The organism is Flavobacterium tiangeerense (assembly GCF_007830355.1).
Taxonomy (GTDB): domain Bacteria; phylum Bacteroidota; class Bacteroidia; order Flavobacteriales; family Flavobacteriaceae; genus Flavobacterium; species Flavobacterium tiangeerense.
In genome coordinates, this window is sequence record NZ_VLKO01000003.1 from 40264 (window position 1) to 57878 (window position 17615).

8 protein-coding genes and 1 pseudogene are annotated in these 17615 nt (G+C 32.7%); 8 read left to right on the forward strand and 1 reads right to left on the reverse strand.

Translation table 11 applies throughout. The annotated features are described in order from the left end of the window. The first annotated feature begins 19 nt into the window (after positions 1-19). From IQ05_RS03400 to IQ05_RS03415, 4 genes are read left to right on the forward strand one after another with little or no spacing between them, the layout of a single operon-like run. Positions 20-2476 (forward strand): hypothetical protein, encoded by a 2457-nt coding sequence (locus tag IQ05_RS03400; RefSeq protein WP_144889847.1) that lies wholly within the window; start codon positions 20-22, stop codon positions 2474-2476. After that, positions 2445-7697, forward strand: coding sequence for a fibronectin type III domain-containing protein (locus IQ05_RS03405; protein WP_144889849.1), 5253 nt, complete (start codon positions 2445-2447; stop codon positions 7695-7697). Before IQ05_RS03400 ends, IQ05_RS03405 begins: the two co-directional genes overlap by 32 nt. A gap of 11 nt (positions 7698-7708) precedes the next feature. Continuing rightward, on the forward strand, positions 7709-8668 hold the full coding sequence (locus tag IQ05_RS15440) for a hypothetical protein (RefSeq protein ID WP_208653343.1): 960 nt from the start codon (positions 7709-7711) through the stop codon (positions 8666-8668). Positions 8669-8671: 3 nt separating this feature from the next. Continuing rightward, positions 8672-9364, forward strand: coding sequence for a hypothetical protein (locus tag IQ05_RS03415; protein ID WP_144889851.1), 693 nt, complete (start codon positions 8672-8674; stop codon positions 9362-9364). A 631-nt stretch (positions 9365-9995) separates the two neighbouring features. On the opposite strand, the pseudogene IQ05_RS03425 reads toward IQ05_RS03415, so the two are convergent. Continuing rightward, positions 9996-10581 (reverse strand): annotated as a pseudogene (locus tag IQ05_RS03425) (REP-associated tyrosine transposase). 244 nt (positions 10582-10825) lie between these two features. On the opposite strand from IQ05_RS03425, the gene IQ05_RS03430 reads away from it, so the two are divergent. The 4 genes from IQ05_RS03430 (at position 10826) to IQ05_RS03445 (ending at position 17609) form a co-directional block, all read left to right on the forward strand. Continuing rightward, positions 10826-11089 (forward strand): hypothetical protein, encoded by a 264-nt coding sequence (locus IQ05_RS03430; RefSeq protein WP_208653344.1) that lies wholly within the window; start codon positions 10826-10828, stop codon positions 11087-11089. Next, positions 11086-11748, forward strand: a complete 663-nt coding sequence (locus IQ05_RS03435; protein ID WP_144889856.1) for an imm11 family protein — start codon at positions 11086-11088, stop codon at positions 11746-11748. Before IQ05_RS03430 ends, IQ05_RS03435 begins: the two co-directional genes overlap by 4 nt. Positions 11749-12394: 646 nt before the next feature. Beyond that, a complete protein-coding gene (locus IQ05_RS03440; RefSeq protein ID WP_144889858.1) occupies positions 12395-16918 on the forward strand; it encodes a T9SS type A sorting domain-containing protein in 4524 nt (1507 codons plus the stop codon). Positions 16919-16922: 4 nt separating this feature from the next. After that, the gene (locus tag IQ05_RS03445; protein WP_144889860.1) at positions 16923-17609 is read left to right on the forward strand and encodes a SusE domain-containing protein; all 687 of its coding nucleotides are present in this window, start codon (positions 16923-16925) and stop codon (positions 17607-17609) included. Positions 17610-17615 lie beyond the last annotated feature (6 nt).

Genomic DNA, 17615 nt, shown 5'->3' on the forward strand with positions numbered 1-17615 from the left:
AAAGTCTCACCATAAAATAATGAACTTTAATCGAATTATAATAGTATTACTTTTCCTGAAATGTGTCATAAGTTTTGGACAAAACTTTAATATTGAGCAAGTAGGTAAAAGCAAATTAATAAACGTAAGCGGAGGAGCATCAGCTAGTAGTATTTTTTACTCTGGCAGTGCTACCCGTGATCCCTTTAATTATTTCCTAAATGGTAATATCAATCTAAATATTGCGGGCTTATATAATTTACCATTTTCTTTCTCGTATACCAATCAAAAATTAGGTTATGGGAAACCTGTTTTAATGAATCGATTAAGCATTCATCCGTCATATAAATGGATTACGGCACATATAGGAGATGCCAGTATGAGTTTTTCTCCGTATACTTTAAGTGGACATCAGTTTACAGGGTTTGGTGTTGATTTGACCCCACAAGGAAAGTTTAAAATCAGTGCCATGTACGGCCGATTATTACGAAGCAATGAGTACAACAGCAACCTCCCGGATCTACTTCCTACCTACAAAAGATTTGGATATGGATTTAAAACGCAATATGCTTTAGAAAAAGTAAACATTGGAGTTACATTTTTTAAAGCAAAAGACCAAGTTAATTCCATTAATCCATTATTTCCATTTGAATTAGGAGTTACTCCAAAAGAGAACACAGCCATAAGTTTAGAAACAGCATTTAAACTCTTTCAAAAAGTACAAATTACTACTGAAGTCGCCACCAGCAGTGTCACCGAAGACATTAGAGAAAAAACAGGAGCTACAAGAAAAATTAATGCCTCTTTATTTTTAAACCCTAATTCAACAACCGCACATTATAATGCTTTTAGAGGACAACTAGCCTACCCAGCTGGTAACGGAACTTTAGGACTAGGATATGAGCGTATTGATCCTAATTACAGAACCCTAGGAGGCTATTTTTTTAACAATGATTTAGAAAACATAACTGTAAATGCTACACAAACCGTATTAAAAAACAAAGTAAACCTTGCCATGAATTTTGGGTTACAAAAAGACAATTTAGACAAACAAAAACAAAGTCAGATGAAACGTTTGGTATCGTCTGTAACTGCAGATGTTAAGGTAAATCAGAAATTAAACTTAAACGCTAATTACTCTAATTTTCAGTCTTTTACTAATAGTCGCAATCAATTTGACTTTATCAATCAAACTTCCAACTTTGAGAACCTCGATACCCTTAATTTTAGACAAGTCAATAAAAGTGCCTCATTGTCTGTAAATTATTTATTAAAAAACACAAAGAAAATTAAACACACCTTTAATGCTAATTTTAGCATGCAAGACGCCATAAATCAACAACAAGGAAAAACCATTGCTGGTGGCGCAACAACGTATTACAATAACGCTATTTCCTATTTAGTGGGACTTCCTCAAAAGGCTTTAAATCTTACTGCATCTGTAAATAATACACTAGGAATAACAGATACTGGTAGAAGCTTGATACTAGGACCAACACTTGCAGCAAACAAACTTTTTTTTGATAAAAAATTAAATACATCGGCCGCTATAAGCTACAATACAAGTAGTAATAATGGCATGAAACAAAATGACGTCTTTAATTTTAGACTCAATGGATCTTATATTTATAAAGAAAAACACAATTTTAGTTTCAATGCTATTTCCCTGTTTAACAATACTAAAACAGCTCAAAACAAAGATATTACAGCCACATTATCTTATTCCTATTCTTTTGATAAAATTAAACTGAGACCTACTAAAACAGCCGAAACTAAAGAGCAAAAAGACAGTATTTCTGCTAAGCCAGCTATAAGGATTCTTTATAAAGGCCAAACGTATCAAGGCAATAGAGCCGAAATTTTAAACCAGCTGGATGCTAATCAGTTCAATACTGCTCTTTTATCTCAACCAGATCAATCTAATTTAAAGCAACTATTTTCAGCTATAAATCAAGCAACTGATGATAAAGAGTTTAAAAACAAAGTCTTAGATTATTTAATAGCGCAAGATAGCAGTACTAAAAACATTGTTAAGTATGAGGAGTATTTAGTGCAAGCGTATACAAAGCTAGAAAAGGATATGAAAAACAAAGACGAGAGCCTTGAAAATGAATACCTATCTCTAGTAGGGCGAATAAACATGCACCCATTTCACGACAAAAAAGAGGAAGAAATAAGCAATAAAAACGGGTATAAATCGTATGTAAGTTTGGTTAAAAAAAGTGAACAAAATAAGAACAAATTAGTAAGACACCGCTGGATGTACAATGAAATTTCATTGGCCGCAAAAATGCAAGCTAATGCTATTCAAGAAAACAAGTACGTATCTGCTTTTAGTGCTCAAATTATTGATAACACACTTGAACTATTAAAAAATAAAAAAACATCCGAAGAAATCATAAGTGCTATTGAAATGAAATTGATTCCTTTTTACCATGATTTAGCTTCAAAAAATACAAGCAGTGATGATGTTAATATTAAATACCTTCAGAAATAAAATGGGCAAAAAAAACGACATCGCTGGTACTGATAACAAACTCTGGATAGAAAACAAATACACCACTAAAATGCTAAAAAAACAAACCTACTTTTTTATCTTTTTACTTTTACTTGCAGGAATTACGGGCTTTGCCCAAACATTGCCAGTTACTATAAGCACGCAAATGAATCAGCCTTCGCCAATTTACTGGCGCCATTATGCAGATGCTGCTACAAGCAATAGCCCCATAAAGATACAAATCGTGCTGAACGATTTAACCATTGCACGAAGACAAGTACGCTTAAAATGCTATTGGCAAGGCAACGGAATTTCGTTTATGAACAATGATTTTGTAGTAGGTGCACAACCGCTTTTTCTAGAGGGTGGTGTGCCTGAGCTATTGAATAATACGCAACTAGCGCCTTATTTTGAGTTTAGAAACTTGATAGGGTTAACCCCCAATCAATACGCCCAACCTATTCCAGAGGGAATATATACCTTTTCAGTTGAGGTATATGATGTAGCTACCGGACAAAAACTGTCACGCAAAAGCAATGTCATCACTACTATTTTTCAGAATGATCCACCTTTACTCAACTTACCATTGAATAAGGCTAGCATCATACAGCAAAACATTCAAAACATTATTTTTAGTTGGATACCAAGAACTAAAAATGTAAGTAATGTGGAATACCAATTTGATCTAATTGAAATCTTTGATAAAAATACTCCTATACAAAACGCTTTTGCGTACTCTAAGCCCATTTACACTACTACCACACGTGCCACTACGCTGCTATATGGTCTTGATGCACCTCAATTAATACCAACAAAAACCTATGCATGGCGCATTAAGGCCAAAGCAATTGTGGGTGCCGAGGAGATTGGGGTTTTTAAAAACAATGGCTATAGCGAAATTTTTTCCTTTAGTTATGATGTCTATTGTACAGCACCCTTACAAGTAACTACAGATGGTGTAAGCCAAAACCAAGCCAAAATAACCTGGAGCGGCGCCCTTGATAATTTTGATTACCAAGTAAACTACCGCGAAAAAAATGCCGACTCACAATGGTATCCTCTTGAAACTCCACGTGAGAATGCCACTTTGGCCAACTTAAAACCCAACACCACCTACGAGTACTCCGTAGGAGCCTCTTGCGAAAAAGGAAAATATATACACAGCAGCATACAAGAATTTACCACCTTGGCTCAAGACGAAATTGCCCTTGTAACTTGTGGAATAGTACCTGATCCTACTGATTTAAGTAACCTAAGTCCATTAGACAATTTGGTCGCAAATGATGTGATCAAAGCGGGTGATTTCCCTATTGTTGTGATTGAGGCCACGGGTGGTAACGGCAGATTTAGCGGTGAGGGTTATGTAACAATACCACTATTAGAAAGATACAAAAAACTAATTGATGCTGCAGATAACCTAGCAGAAATTCCAAAAAAAGCCGCAGGTATCGTAACAGATGCTGCTACAGTTGCTACTGCACTTGCAAACCACGGTGCAACCCAAATTAATAATGCAGCAACTAAAGTAGAAGACATCACGGGTCAAACAATAAATAATCCTACGCAAGGGGTTACAGATCAAATTAAAAACACTGCAGCATTAGTAAGTGATAAGGCAAATGCGCTAGCGGGAATGGTACCGGATTATTCCACAAATATCGGACAGTACACTCGCGTAGCCGTTAGCTTTAGTGACATTGGTGTAAACACTGATTTTAAACTCATATCGGGTTCCATTATAGCAAGCTATGACCCCGAGTGGAAAAGCATGATTGATCTTGACCCTGCATTTAACGAAGTTTTTGGAGATGCGGGCAATGTGGTCAATTATGAAATTGATTTTGATATTAAAACCGTTATAAAAAATCAAGACGGCAGCATAACAATTACTAGTAAGACAGATGTGGTTACTGTAATAGATAAAACAGTTAATGATATTGTCATTACTGATAAAGATGGTACACAATATACAATTCCTGCCAATGCTCAAGCTGGACCTATAAAACCATCAGGACAATTGGCACCAGGCGGAGTCCCAACGGCTGCAAACACAAATGGTATGGGTGCAGGCGGTGTTGTAAAACAAATTTCTTCGGCAGATGTGAGCGTTATATTTACTAAAGGTGACGGAAAATATGCTTTTGATACAGCACCTACCACACAAAATAGTAAACTAAGCAAAAGCTACAAATCAATTCCTCAAAAGAGCGGTGGCACGTATAGCATCCCTTTTAAAGCCATTTCAAACAGGCCAGACTCCACAGATGTTATTGTAGCCACGGTAGATTTTAAAAACGGAAAAACAAAAGATGATATCGTATTCAAAACCCAAAATGGTACTTTAATAAAAAGTACTTGGAACGAAAATACAGCAAGATTACAACTAAAACGTACTTTAGATTACGCCAAAGAAACAGTTATTGCGGCAGTAAGACCTACACCTGCTGTACAGCAAAATGCTACAGGTAGTGCACAACCAGGAGCTACTAACCCAATCAAACCCACGGATAGCAAAAACAGTGCTAAATACGACATAGCAGGTACATTTAATTTATGGCATCTAACTCATAAAAAAGTTAATGTGACTTTGGTAAGTGTGAATGGAGCTGCAATACCAGAAGATGCAGCCGGTACGCTAAATCAAATTTATGAACCTACAGGGATAACGTTTAATGTTAATACTAAACCCATTATCTTAGACCACTTTTGGGAAGATACAATTGAAACAGGCAATAGTGACTTACTCAACACCTACACCGCTGAACAACAAGCCATAACGGTAGCTTTAAAAACAAAGCTCGGCGCAGAGTACGCCACTGATACCTACTACATGCTCTACACTAAGGAAGGAACAGTAAAGAAGGATGCAGGGTTTATGCCCTTAAAACGACAATTTGGTTTTGTATTTGATGGTAGAAATAAAACACTCGCGCATGAGTTAGGTCATGGTGTATTTGGGCTACAACATCCTTTTAAGCAATATGGAACTTCTAAGGGGAGCACAGATCTACTTATGGATTATGGTGATGGTACTACAGTCAATCATAATGATTGGGAAATCATGCACGCACCAGGATTGCAGTTGTATCAGTTTACGCAAGGAAGTAGTGCAGGGGCAAGTTACTGGACAGTTATTGATGATAAGTTTTTGAATTTGGATAAAGATCCTAAAGATAAAACTAAAGGAAGTTTTTCTTTTCTTTCCTATCATGGAGAAATAGTTACTTTGACAAAAACTAATTTAGAACAGATCCTTTTTAATTACGGTACAACAGATTATCAATCAAGCGGAAATCAAGCTCCAGGTGTACTTCATGGTTTTGTAATTAATCTTAATGGAACCAGAACTTCTTATAAAATTAATTTTAATGATGGCAAATATAAAAATGAAAAAGGTATAGCATACGAATTTCAAGATATAAAGCCTGAAATTATTGATGGAGTTGTTGTCTTTATTCCTTGTGGTAATGAAGGTAAAATTTATAAGTTTAAAAAATCCGATTTAGCAATGTTTTCAAATGCAAATTCAAAAGCAAGCTTAACAGCAATTGATGAATTTCCTTTTGTTCCTTTCTCTGCAAATAATCCAGCTTTAGAAACAGCAGGAGTAAAAATATCTCAGTCTTTTAAATTATCCGATGAAGGATTACGTTGGAGTTATGATCAAAATACTGTAAATATGACCAAAAACTACTGTGAAAAACCAGAGTTGTTTTATATTCTTAAAATAGCGCAAATAAGAAAGAACTATCCAGAAGCCTTTGATAAATTTACTGACATTAATAATTGGGAAAATCCTAAAATCATTACCGATAATGCCGGACCTAGTCAAGGTGGAACTACTATAAAAAAGACCTTTGAATGGACATACTTTTTAAATAGATCTGAAAATGCAAAATTAAAATCTGATTACTCCAGCAATATCAATCTTGAAAATTATTTCAAAAAAATGTATCAAGAATTTAGTGCATTGATAAAAGCAGAAAATATAGATAGTGAACTTTTTTGGAATGAAATAAATAAAAAAACAGAATTACAAATTTTAAATCAAATACAAAAAGAAAGTATTGTTGAATTAGAAAAAAGAACTTCAGAACAAAAGTCCACAGCAATAAAAGTTCTTATAAATGGAATTGTTAAAGAAAATAAAGAAGATGCAATAATTAAGCTGATTGCATCATTCAAACAAGATGAAATTTCTAAACTTGAAAACTTATTAATAAACAATATTGGATTAAAAACTTTAGACAGTAAATTTGATAATTTCCTTGGAAAAGAAAATTTTACAAAAATCATGACAACTGTTGCCGGAATTTCATCTCCCGTAGACCCTTCGGTTGTAGATTCTAAAACAGCTATTATTGAAGGGAAAATCATTAAGGTAGACAATAGTATTTTCTTCAACAAATCCTCAGATGCTGTTATAGATTCTAAGAATATAAAGTTTAGTAAGGATACATATACTTATTATCCGAGTAGTAGTATCTATAGCGGGATGAACTATTCTGTTTCAAAAGAAAATTTCTTAAACATACCATATAATCAATTAGTTTTTGTTGAATTTGCCAGTGAAATGAAATTTAATGGTGTTAACCATCCCAAAGGTGATATTATATTAGTACCAGCAATTGTTGCCTACGCATTAATAAACAATGCAAATACAGAGCAATTACAAAAAACTACCTGGTTAGTAGTTGATGGTGTATTATTTGCTACTGGTGTAGGTGAAGTAAAAGTGTTTTTTACTGCTGGTAATTGGACAAGAAAAATAATTGTAGGTGCAGATATAGCAGGGTCAGGTGTAAATTTATTGTTAGATGCCGGACTTGAAAAATATTTACCGCCAGATATTGCCCGAAAATGTCGAGTTGCAGGATTATTGTTATCTATTCCAAACGGTTTATTAGCTTTGAAAGATATTGGAGGTCCTCTTATTAAAGAGTTTAGAGCTGCAAAATCAGAATTAAAAAGTGTAGAACAGGCACAAGAGTTTGAAAAACAAATTGCCGCTTTTGAGAAACAAATTGATGCCGTTGGCTCATTAGCTCAAATTGAAAAAATAGCAGAAAAGGTTCCTGAAAATTTACGTAAACAATTTATATCAGATTTTGGTAATTCTAGTGACGAAATAATAAAAGTATTATCCAAAGAAAATTCAGAATTAATAAATGGATGGAAAAAATTCAGAAAAAATAATCCAACATCAATACTATGCAATTAAACAGATCATCAATGAAAAAAATATTTATTTTTATAATAATAAATTTAATGAGCATTTGTACTATAAATGCTCAATGTTGGTTTACTCAATTCAAAAAAGATTTTGAAACAAGTAGTGCCGATTTTAAAAAATTTATAGATGAGAGCGAAGATGGTATGAGCGTTTATCAGCGCTTATATGATGGAGGAAGTACCTACGTTCTTAAAAATGCTATCTATCTTAAAAAGTTTGAAAAACTAAGTCCCGATGTTCAAAAGTTTATTTCTCAACTTACTGATGATAAAGCAGGAGCAACACTTAGCAAATTTCTAGATGATTGTGATAGTGACTTTGTAGCATTACTAAATGCAGATAGTCGATATGCTGAAGCAATTGTCGGTCATAAAAATAAATTTACAAGAGCAGATTATGAAAATTTTCCTGATGAAATTGCAGAATTAACAACCTCATCTGCCTCTAAAGAAAAATTAGAAAATTGGATAAACAGAAGCTCTAAACTCTCTAATTTTGGGGAAGTTGTTGCAACAGGTAATCGTTTAAGTAAAAACATAACAGATGCAATAAAACTTAAATCTGGTAAATTATTTGAAGATTTAGCTGAAAATTTAGGTTTAACAACAAAAGAACTTGAGCTTTACGATGTATTAACAGAAGTTCCTCTTGTAACTACTGGCGGATTTATGAAAGCAGATATCATGTTGATTAGAAAAAATGCCGATGAAGTAATTACCGATGTAATAATTATTGAAAATAAACTGTCTGCAACTACTGCTTTTACTAAACGTCAAAAAGAAGGGTTTGGTGCAATAATAAATGGACAAACTAATATGACGATTAAATATAAAGTCGACTGGCTAATACCTAGTCAAGGTCCATTGACTGTTTCGAAAAATAAGATATTTAAAATTGCAGATGCTGGCACAGATAATATTGCAAATGTTACTATTGAAAAAATAATAAAAGTAAACTAGACTATGAAAAAATCAGATAAAAAAGAATTTGTATTTGAAAAATTATTACAATTACTAAAACCAAAAGGCTATTATTTAGTAAAAACAGGTTTAGATCCTACTTTTGTTTTAAAAAAAGAGAATCAAATAATATCGTTTTTTTTCAACTTTAAAGATGGAGGACAAATTTCGTTTTCAAAGATTCTCATTTCCCTGCCAATTGTAGAAGATATAATGTTTGAAATAAAAAAGCCAAATCAAGATTATTCTTTTATAGATGAAAAAAAGAATTTTCTAATTACTATTCAAGATAAGTATACACTAATGCCAGAGGGATATTTTAGTGGGGTAGGTTATGACGTAAATAATGAGGTTGAGTTATCTTTTTTTACAAATTGGATTACAAATTATCTTAAAATCGAGGGCGCAAAATTTATAGAAAGATATAGTTATTTACCCAATGTGTTATCGGAAATGGATATCTTAGAAGCTAATGGTTTAAATTGGAATAATAAAGAAAAAGGTATTTTATCAGGTTCTTTGGATGCTTATTTTAGAGGACTAATAATTTCAAAATTGTGTAATGATGCTTATTTTTATAAGAAAATAGAAAAAATGAATGAAAAATTTAATGAAGTTGGATACGAGGAATGGCTTCCATATTATGAAAAATTGAAAGAAAGATTAAAAAGTGTTGAGCCTATTTATAATATTTAGAAGAAAAAACCCGATGGCTCGGATATGACGAGCATTCTCGATATTGATAGCGCGGAATTGCATTCCGTGCCCACAATCAAAGTCAAATAATCCCGATAGCTCGGATATGACGAGCATTCTCGATATTGACTCCCGATGGCTCGGATATGAGGAGTATTCTCGATATTGATAGCGCGGAATTGCATTCCGTGCCCACAATCAAAGTCAAATAATACAATTAAAAACAAAAAAGCAACAAGTAAAATTGTTGCTTTTTTGTTTTGAAATTTCCAGCTGGCAATCGTTTGCAACTATTGCCAACAGCCTACTATGCCAATGTCTCTGACTTCGCGCCTACTCCAATACCCTAATGCAAAGACAGTAACGCAAAAAATAATTTTCTATAATTATATAAAGACTTAGACCTAACAGGTTTTAAAAACCCCGATGGCTCGGATATGACGAGCATTCTCGATATTGATAGCGCGGAATTGCATTCCGTGCCCACAATCAAAGTCAAATAATACAAGTAAAAACAAAAAAGCAACAAGTAAAATTGTTGCTTTTTTATTTTGAAATTTCCAGCTGGCGATATGTCTCTGCATACGATAGCGCGGATTTGCAATCCGTGCCCACACAGTGCATCAACAATCTAAAATAAATCCAACATTACGACATCTAATTCATTTTCTAAGCCCGCATAATTTCTAGCAGAACTAAAATAATAATCCTCTGGTGAGCTAACTACTTTCTCTTTTACAGGATTGTTGTGGATATAATTCACTTTTTGTTTTATGAACCAATTGGTTTCTATTATTTCAGCATGATAGCCGTCTTGCCACCCGAGCCTGAAAGTGCGAATTGGCGAAGCATACTTTATAGCTTTGATCTCTCTTTAGATGCGCACAGGCTTGTTCAAAATAAGCCAAAAGCCACTCCCTGCGACTCTCTGGTTCCTCTTTAATCGTTTGAATAATTTTCTTGGAAGTGAATTTTTTAAAATCACGCATGACATCAGATAAAATAAAACCATTCGTGGCTTTACACATTAAATGGATATGACTGTGCATAATGCAATACGCATAAATCTCAAGTCCTTTTTTCTCCTGACAATATTGCAAAGCATTAACAATATTGTACTTTTGGTTGAGTCGCGTAAATATATCAACCCAACCTACTGTTGTAATAGTTATAAAATATGCCTGATCTGTTGTTGTTGCTTTATATTTTGTTGACATTTTTTTTATTTAAAAATACAATAAAAGCTATAAAAAAACATAGCTTGTATTTCTTTGTTCTCGTGTAGGTATGAATGAGGTTAGGGATTATGTTTGTGGCTCATCGTTGTGGGCACGGATTGCAAATCCGCGCTATCAGTTCGCGATAAAGTTTAGTGTGGTTTTAAAAACCGTCTTTCTTTAATAACATGTTTTTGTATACCACAGCGATTGGGGTTTATTTCGTTTCATGTAGATTTGCTTTGTGGGCACGGATTGCAAATCCGCGCTATCGGGGATACCATTACAAAAGAAAAAAGCTGCTATTGATTTGAATGGTCATACTAATCATCCAGCTTATGACACTGCAATTGAACAAGAAATAAATAAAATTTTAAATCAGTATACTCCAGCACAGTATAAAGATGCTTTTGAAGAAATTCAAGATTTAATAAATAGTACTAAAAGCAAATTAGAAAATGAAGTTTTATTAGGAAATAAAGATGTTAATCAAATTATTGATTTATGAAATACTACAAAGTAGCACCCGCTTTTAATAATGCTAATAAAAGAGTAGCAAGTAGCGCTAGTGGGGATAAAGTTTTAAAAGGAGAAGAGTATTATAATATTTTAAAAGATGGAGAGTTTCATAAAGAAATTCCCTTATTAAAGCATTTTTTCTTAGAAAGTTATGATGAGAAAAAATACTGGGATTTTCAATTAAATGATATTCATAATCTAATTGGTAAAGCAAACACTATTATAGGTTATTATTTATCAAATGATTTTAAAAATATATTAGAAGATTTTAATATCGCTCCCGTTTTTAATTTTTATGAAACGTTATTATTATATAAGGAAAAAGAATTGAAATATTGGCTTTTCCAATACGGAGTTAACTCTTTTGATAATTTTAATCTACCACAAAGCATTTTTAAAATAGAGGATGAAGAATTTATAATTAAAACTCAAGATGAGTATTGGATTAAAAAGAGAGAAGCAAGAAAAGTATACACATCTAAGTTATTATTGAAAAAATTATCAATAAATGGTAATTATGATTTCTTTTTTAACCAAATAAATTCTGACACAGTTGTTTCCGGTAATTTAAAGAAAATAATTGAAGATGCAAATTTAAAAGGTTTTGAATTTGTACAATTGGATTATGAGGTTGTAGTTTCATACTGATAAAGAAGGTAAAAAATGGGCGGAATTTTTAAATAATGAAATACGAGCCACTGCTGGTGACGCAGGACAAGGATGGAATAAATTTCTGAATGTTAAGCCAACCCGATCGCGCGGATATGTCTCTACGTACGATAGCGCGGAATTGCATTCCGTGCCCACAATCAAAGTCAAATAATACAAGTAAAAACAGAAAAGCAACAAGTAAAATTGTTGCTTTTTTATTTTGAAATTTCCAGCTGGCGATATGTCTCCCCCAGCTGCTCGAAGTATTTACAAAAAACGTACTTAAAGACGGCGGGTTGCTGCGCGAATGTCTGTGACTTCGCGCCTACTCCAATACCATAATGCAAAGACAGTAACACAAAAAATAATTTCCTATAATTATATAAAGACTTAGACCTAACAGGTTTTAAAAACCTGTTAGGTCTAAAATAAATATATGGTTATTCCCAACTGAGTATAAACGCAGAAAAACAAAGCAGAATGTATTTACATAGCACATTTATAAAGCTAAAAATATAACTGCTCTTGAAAATTAAAAAGAGAATCGCTTATAAATCCACCATAACTTAGTATTTAATAAAAAGTTCAAAAAGTTTTAAAAAAATATCATACTATTGTAGTAAAAATCAACAGTATATATTTTATGAAAACAAAATTACTTTTGATGTTTCTGTTTTTGACAATTACCTTACAAGCCCAAACTAATTTGGTGCCCAATGGAAACTTCGAAAACTGGACATCCTCCTCACAACCAAATAATTGGTTTAGATTCTTTAACGGATTAGTATTCCAAAGTACTTCGGCTCAAAATGGAAGTTCGAGTACCAAAATGCAAATTACAAGTGGTACTTTTAATTACATCAACAGCGAGTTTTTTCCGGTTGTAGCTGGCAAAACGTATCGCATTACGATGTATCACAAACTCGTTACGGGAACTTTCTCGGCCATTGACCTAAGTTTGTATCACCAACCAGGTACTTTTAAAACAGAAATTACCAAAAAAACCGATGCCATAACGTCCAGCACCGAATGGCGAAAAATAGAATTTGACTACACCCCAACCATAAGCGAATCTATTGAAGTAGATATCTGGACAACTGGTACCTTGAACTCTGAAATTTTAGTAGACAATGTTTCTGTGGTTGATGTGGCTACAATTGGTGCTGCCTATACCTTTATCCCTGACCTTAATTTCGAGAAAAAATTAATTGAATTAGGACATGACTCAGGTACTCCTGATGGTAAGGTGTTGACTTCAAGTATAGCAGCAGTCACTTCATTAAATGTGGATACTCAATTAATTGCTGATTTAACAGGAATCCAAGATTTTACTTCCCTTAAAGCATTAATATGCGTTCCTACTAACGGTAATTTTTCAATTAATGGTGGAGGTGGATTATTAACAAAACTAGATGTCACCAAAAACAAAGCATTAACTAGTTTATCCTGTTATGCAAATAAAATAAAAGATTTAGATATCTCCCAAAACGTTGTCCTGACCTCTTTAGAAGTATATGGAAATGGAATGATTGCATTGAATGTTTCTAGTAATGTGGCTTTAACTTCTTTAGATTGCAGCTTCAACAAAATAAGCTCAATAGATGTCTCTAAAAATGTGGCTTTAATAAATCTTAATTTTTTTTATAATGCGTTAACTACGATAGATCTTTCTAAAAATCTGGCTTTACAATATCTGTCTTGTTCTAATAACCAATTAACCACAGTAGACGTTTCTAAAAATGTGGCTTTACAATATCTATCTTGTTTTAGTAACCAATTAACCACAATAGACGTATCTAAAAATGTGGCTTTAACTACCCTGATTTGTTATAGTAACAAGCTTACTACACTAGATCTTTCTAAAAATGTGGCTTTAAAATTTCTTGATTGTAGCAGCAACCAACTAACTAATTTTAATCTTAAAAACGGAAAAAATACTTTAATAACTACCACTAATTTAAACCTTACCAAAAATCCAAATTTAAACTGTATTATGGTAGACGATGTTGCCTACGCCAACACCAATTGGGCAGGTAGAAAAGATATTTATGCTTTTTTCTCACCTTACGATTGTAGCTTAACAACACAAATACCGGATGCTAAATTTGAAGACAAACTCATTGCTTTAAGCATTGACACTGATGGTAAAAATGGTGTAGTCTTAAGTTCAAGTATTGCAACTATAACTACATTAGACGTTGCTAATAGTAGTATTTTAGATTTAAAAGGCATCGAAGGGTTTAAAGCTTTGACTACTTTAAATTGTTCTGGAAATCAATTGAAAAAATTAGATTTATCTAAAAACACTGCAATAGCAACACTAAATTGCTCAAATAATCCAAGTTTAACCTGTATACAGGTAGCTGATATTGCTGTTGCTGAAAAATGGAACACTACCAAAGATGTTGCAGCAAGTTTTAGTTTAGATTGTACAATTTATACGTTAATTCCAGATGCTAAATTTGAAGATAAACTGATCGCATTAGGGATTGATAAAGACGGTAAAAATGGCAAAGTGGCTACTCAAAGCATAACTTCTTTAACCTCATTAAATATTGCGAATAGCAACATAACAGATTTAACAGGAATTCAAGATTTTGCTGAATTACAGTTTTTGTATTGTGAGAGAAACCAAATTGCAAATATAAATGTCTCGAATAATTTGAAATTAATTTACTTACATTGCTTTAGTAACAAGTTAACAAGTTTGGATGTTACAAGAAATATTTTACTAGAAAACTTGGACTGTAGCGCTAACCTAATGTCAAGTTTAGATGTAACCAAAAATACAGCTTTACGCTTTTTAGCCATATCTAAATTTTCAATAAATTCAAGGGAAACAGGAGAAGGAAATTTTGAATCTATAGACGTTTCTAAAAATTTATTGTTACAAAAACTGTATTGTCAACAGAACAAAATACAAACGTTAGATCTTTCAAAAAACACAAAATTAGAGTACCTAGAATGTTCTGAAAATTCTTTAAAAGAATTAAATCTATCAAACAATACTCTATTAAACTTTTTACAGGTTAACAACAATCAATTAACAACTATTGATGTTTCGAAAAATATTTTGTTGAATTATCTTATTTGTAGGCAAAACAAATTAACACGATTAGATGTCTCTAAAAATCTATTATTGACAAGTATAAGCTGTAGCGCAAATCAAATAAAGAATTTAGATGTTTCAAAAAACACCAAATTAGAACAATTATATAGCGAACGAAACCAACTTAAAAGTTTAAATTTAAAAAACGGAAATAATGCTTTATTAAGGTATTCAGATTTACGAAATAATCCTGAATTGAGCTGTATTGAGGTAGATAATGTTGATTTTTCAAATACAAATTGGATAACTTTCAAAGATTCAAATACTAGTTTCAGCACTAACTGCACTTCATATACCATCATTCCTGATCCTAAGTTTGAAGACGAGTTAATAGCATTAGGTTTTGATACTGATGGAAAAAACGGAAAAGTACTTACAGCTAACATTGCCACTGTAACCTCCTTGGATGTATCCAATGCAGGAATAACAGATTTAACAGGAATTGAAGACTTTACTTCTTTACAAAGTTTAAGCTGTAACAACAATCAATTAACTAAGATAGATCTAAAATACAATCACGATCTAGAAAGTTTAAATATTGCAAATAACAAAATATCAGTATTGAAATTAGTTTATAATACGAAACTTGGAGATATTCAGTGCAACGACAATTTGATAAGAACATTGGACTTCTCTCTGCTTAAAAACTTGAGTCAAATTATGTGTCAAAACAACAAACTAGTTTCCTTAAATTTAAAAAACGGCACCAATAAACTTACTAATGGACCAAGTATTAAAAATTTTACCAGTAATCCAGAATTAACTTGTATACAAGTAGATGACGCTACCTATTCAAACACGAACTGGACTTTCTACAAAGATACTACAGCAAATTATAGTTCAGATTGTGCCTACTCCACTTTGATTCCAGATTCAAAATTTGAGGATAAATTAATTGCATTAGGCATTGATACTGATGGAAAAAACGGAAAAGTGTTAACTGCAAGTATAGAGAATGTAACAGCACTTAACGTTTCTACAAGCTCGATTACTGATTTGACAGGAATACAAGATTTTGTTTCGTTAGTTTTTTTAAATTGCAGCATCAATCAAATAACTGCTTTAGATACTTCTAAAAATTTAGCTTTGACAACATTAGATTGCAGTAATAATAAGATAACCTCTCTGGACGTTTCTAAAAATATAGCTTTAACAAAATTTAATTGTTTTAACAATAATCTTCAATCTTTAAACCTAAAAAACGGTAAAAATAGTTTACTAATTAAGGATAATATTGCTTTAAGTAATAATAGAAACTTATACTGTATACTGGTTGATGACGTTGCCTATGCTAATACTAATTGGTCAACAAGGAAAGATGCAACCACTGCATTTAATAGCGTAGAATGTATTGCATTATCATTACCTTCAAACAATTTTGCTATTGAATCTAAAGGTGAAACTTGCCTTAATACAAACAATGGCGAAATAAACATTACTGCAACAGCAGCTTATGGCTATAAAGCAACAATAAATGCAACTCCATATACATTTACCAATAACAGTTTAAAAGTAACCAATCTAGCTCCAGGATCGTACACGGTTACAATCACTATTCCTGGTGAAAACTTTGAGCAAATCTTTACTATCAATATTCCTAAAGGGGCAACTATAACAGGAAGATTAAGTAAGGTAACAGAAAAAATTGCGGTTGAAATTGCTACAGGAACGGCTCCTTATACAGTTTTCTTGAACGGAGTGGAACAATTTGAAACCAATGATACATCATTTACTGTGGATGCAAAAACAAGTGGTTTACTGGAAGTAAAATCAGCTAAAGCTTGTGAAGGAATTTTTGCGAAAGAAATTGCAACACTAGAGGGAACATTCTCTGCATTCCCAAATCCGACTTCAGGAGCTTTTGAAATAGAAATACCAACCACAAACAAGGAAGTTAGTATTAGTATTTTTAATTTAGAAGGTAAATTGATCTCCAACAAAAAATACAGTGTTGGAAATGGAAAAGTACAACTCTCATTAGACGATCAACCAGCTGGGATCTATATGACTAAAGTGGAGCTAGACCGTCCAGAATTTATAAAAATTATTAAAAAATAAAAAAATGAAACGTTTTCTATATCTATCCATAGCAGGACTTATGATTACTGCTTGTAGTAGCGGTGGTGACGAACCAGAAGTTAAAAATTCGGCTCCAACTACTCCTGGTTTAACTGCACCAGACGATAATAAACTTTGCTTAAACACCTCGGTTGTGTTTGAATGGAAACCAGCAACCGATGTTAATAACGATGCTATTACCTATCAATTGCAAGTAGCCAAAGACAATCAGTTCACTCAAATAATAAAAACTGAAGATATTCAAGGCTTATCTAAGAGCATCGATCTAGAAAAAAATACGGCGTATTACTGGAGAGTTAAATCTACAGACAGTAAAGGTCTTTTTAGTGCGTATTCCTCAACCTTTAAGTTTTACACCTCAGGAGATGCAGTAATTAACCATCTTCCGTTTGTGCCTGAATTAGTTGCACCTACTCAAAATGTGGTATTGAATACTTCAACCACTACATTAAAATGGAACGCTACTGATGTTGATGCTACTGATGTTTTAACGTATGACATCTATTTTGGAACGAGTGCAAATCCTACTACAAAAATCAAGGAAAATAGTACTTCAAAATCATTTGATGTGACCTTAGAATCTAGCAAAGAATATCATTGGAAAATAGTAGTCAAAGACAACAAAGGTGGAGAAACTACTGGACAAATTTGGAAATTTAAAACCAATTAATACTTT

Coding starts and splice junctions, on each gene's coding strand:
- IQ05_RS03440 (WP_144889858.1), top strand. CDS start 12,395: ATGAAAACAAAATTACTTTTGATGTTTCTGTTTTTGACAATTACCTTA.
- IQ05_RS03415 (WP_144889851.1), top strand. CDS start 8,672: ATGAAAAAATCAGATAAAAAAGAATTTGTATTTGAAAAATTATTACAA.
- IQ05_RS03405 (WP_144889849.1), top strand. CDS start 2,445: ATGATGTTAATATTAAATACCTTCAGAAATAAAATGGGCAAAAAAAAC.
- IQ05_RS15440 (WP_208653343.1), top strand. CDS start 7,709: ATGAAAAAAATATTTATTTTTATAATAATAAATTTAATGAGCATTTGT.
- IQ05_RS03435 (WP_144889856.1), top strand. CDS start 11,086: ATGAAATACTACAAAGTAGCACCCGCTTTTAATAATGCTAATAAAAGA.
- IQ05_RS03445 (WP_144889860.1), top strand. CDS start 16,923: ATGAAACGTTTTCTATATCTATCCATAGCAGGACTTATGATTACTGCT.
- IQ05_RS03400 (WP_144889847.1), top strand. CDS start 20: ATGAACTTTAATCGAATTATAATAGTATTACTTTTCCTGAAATGTGTC.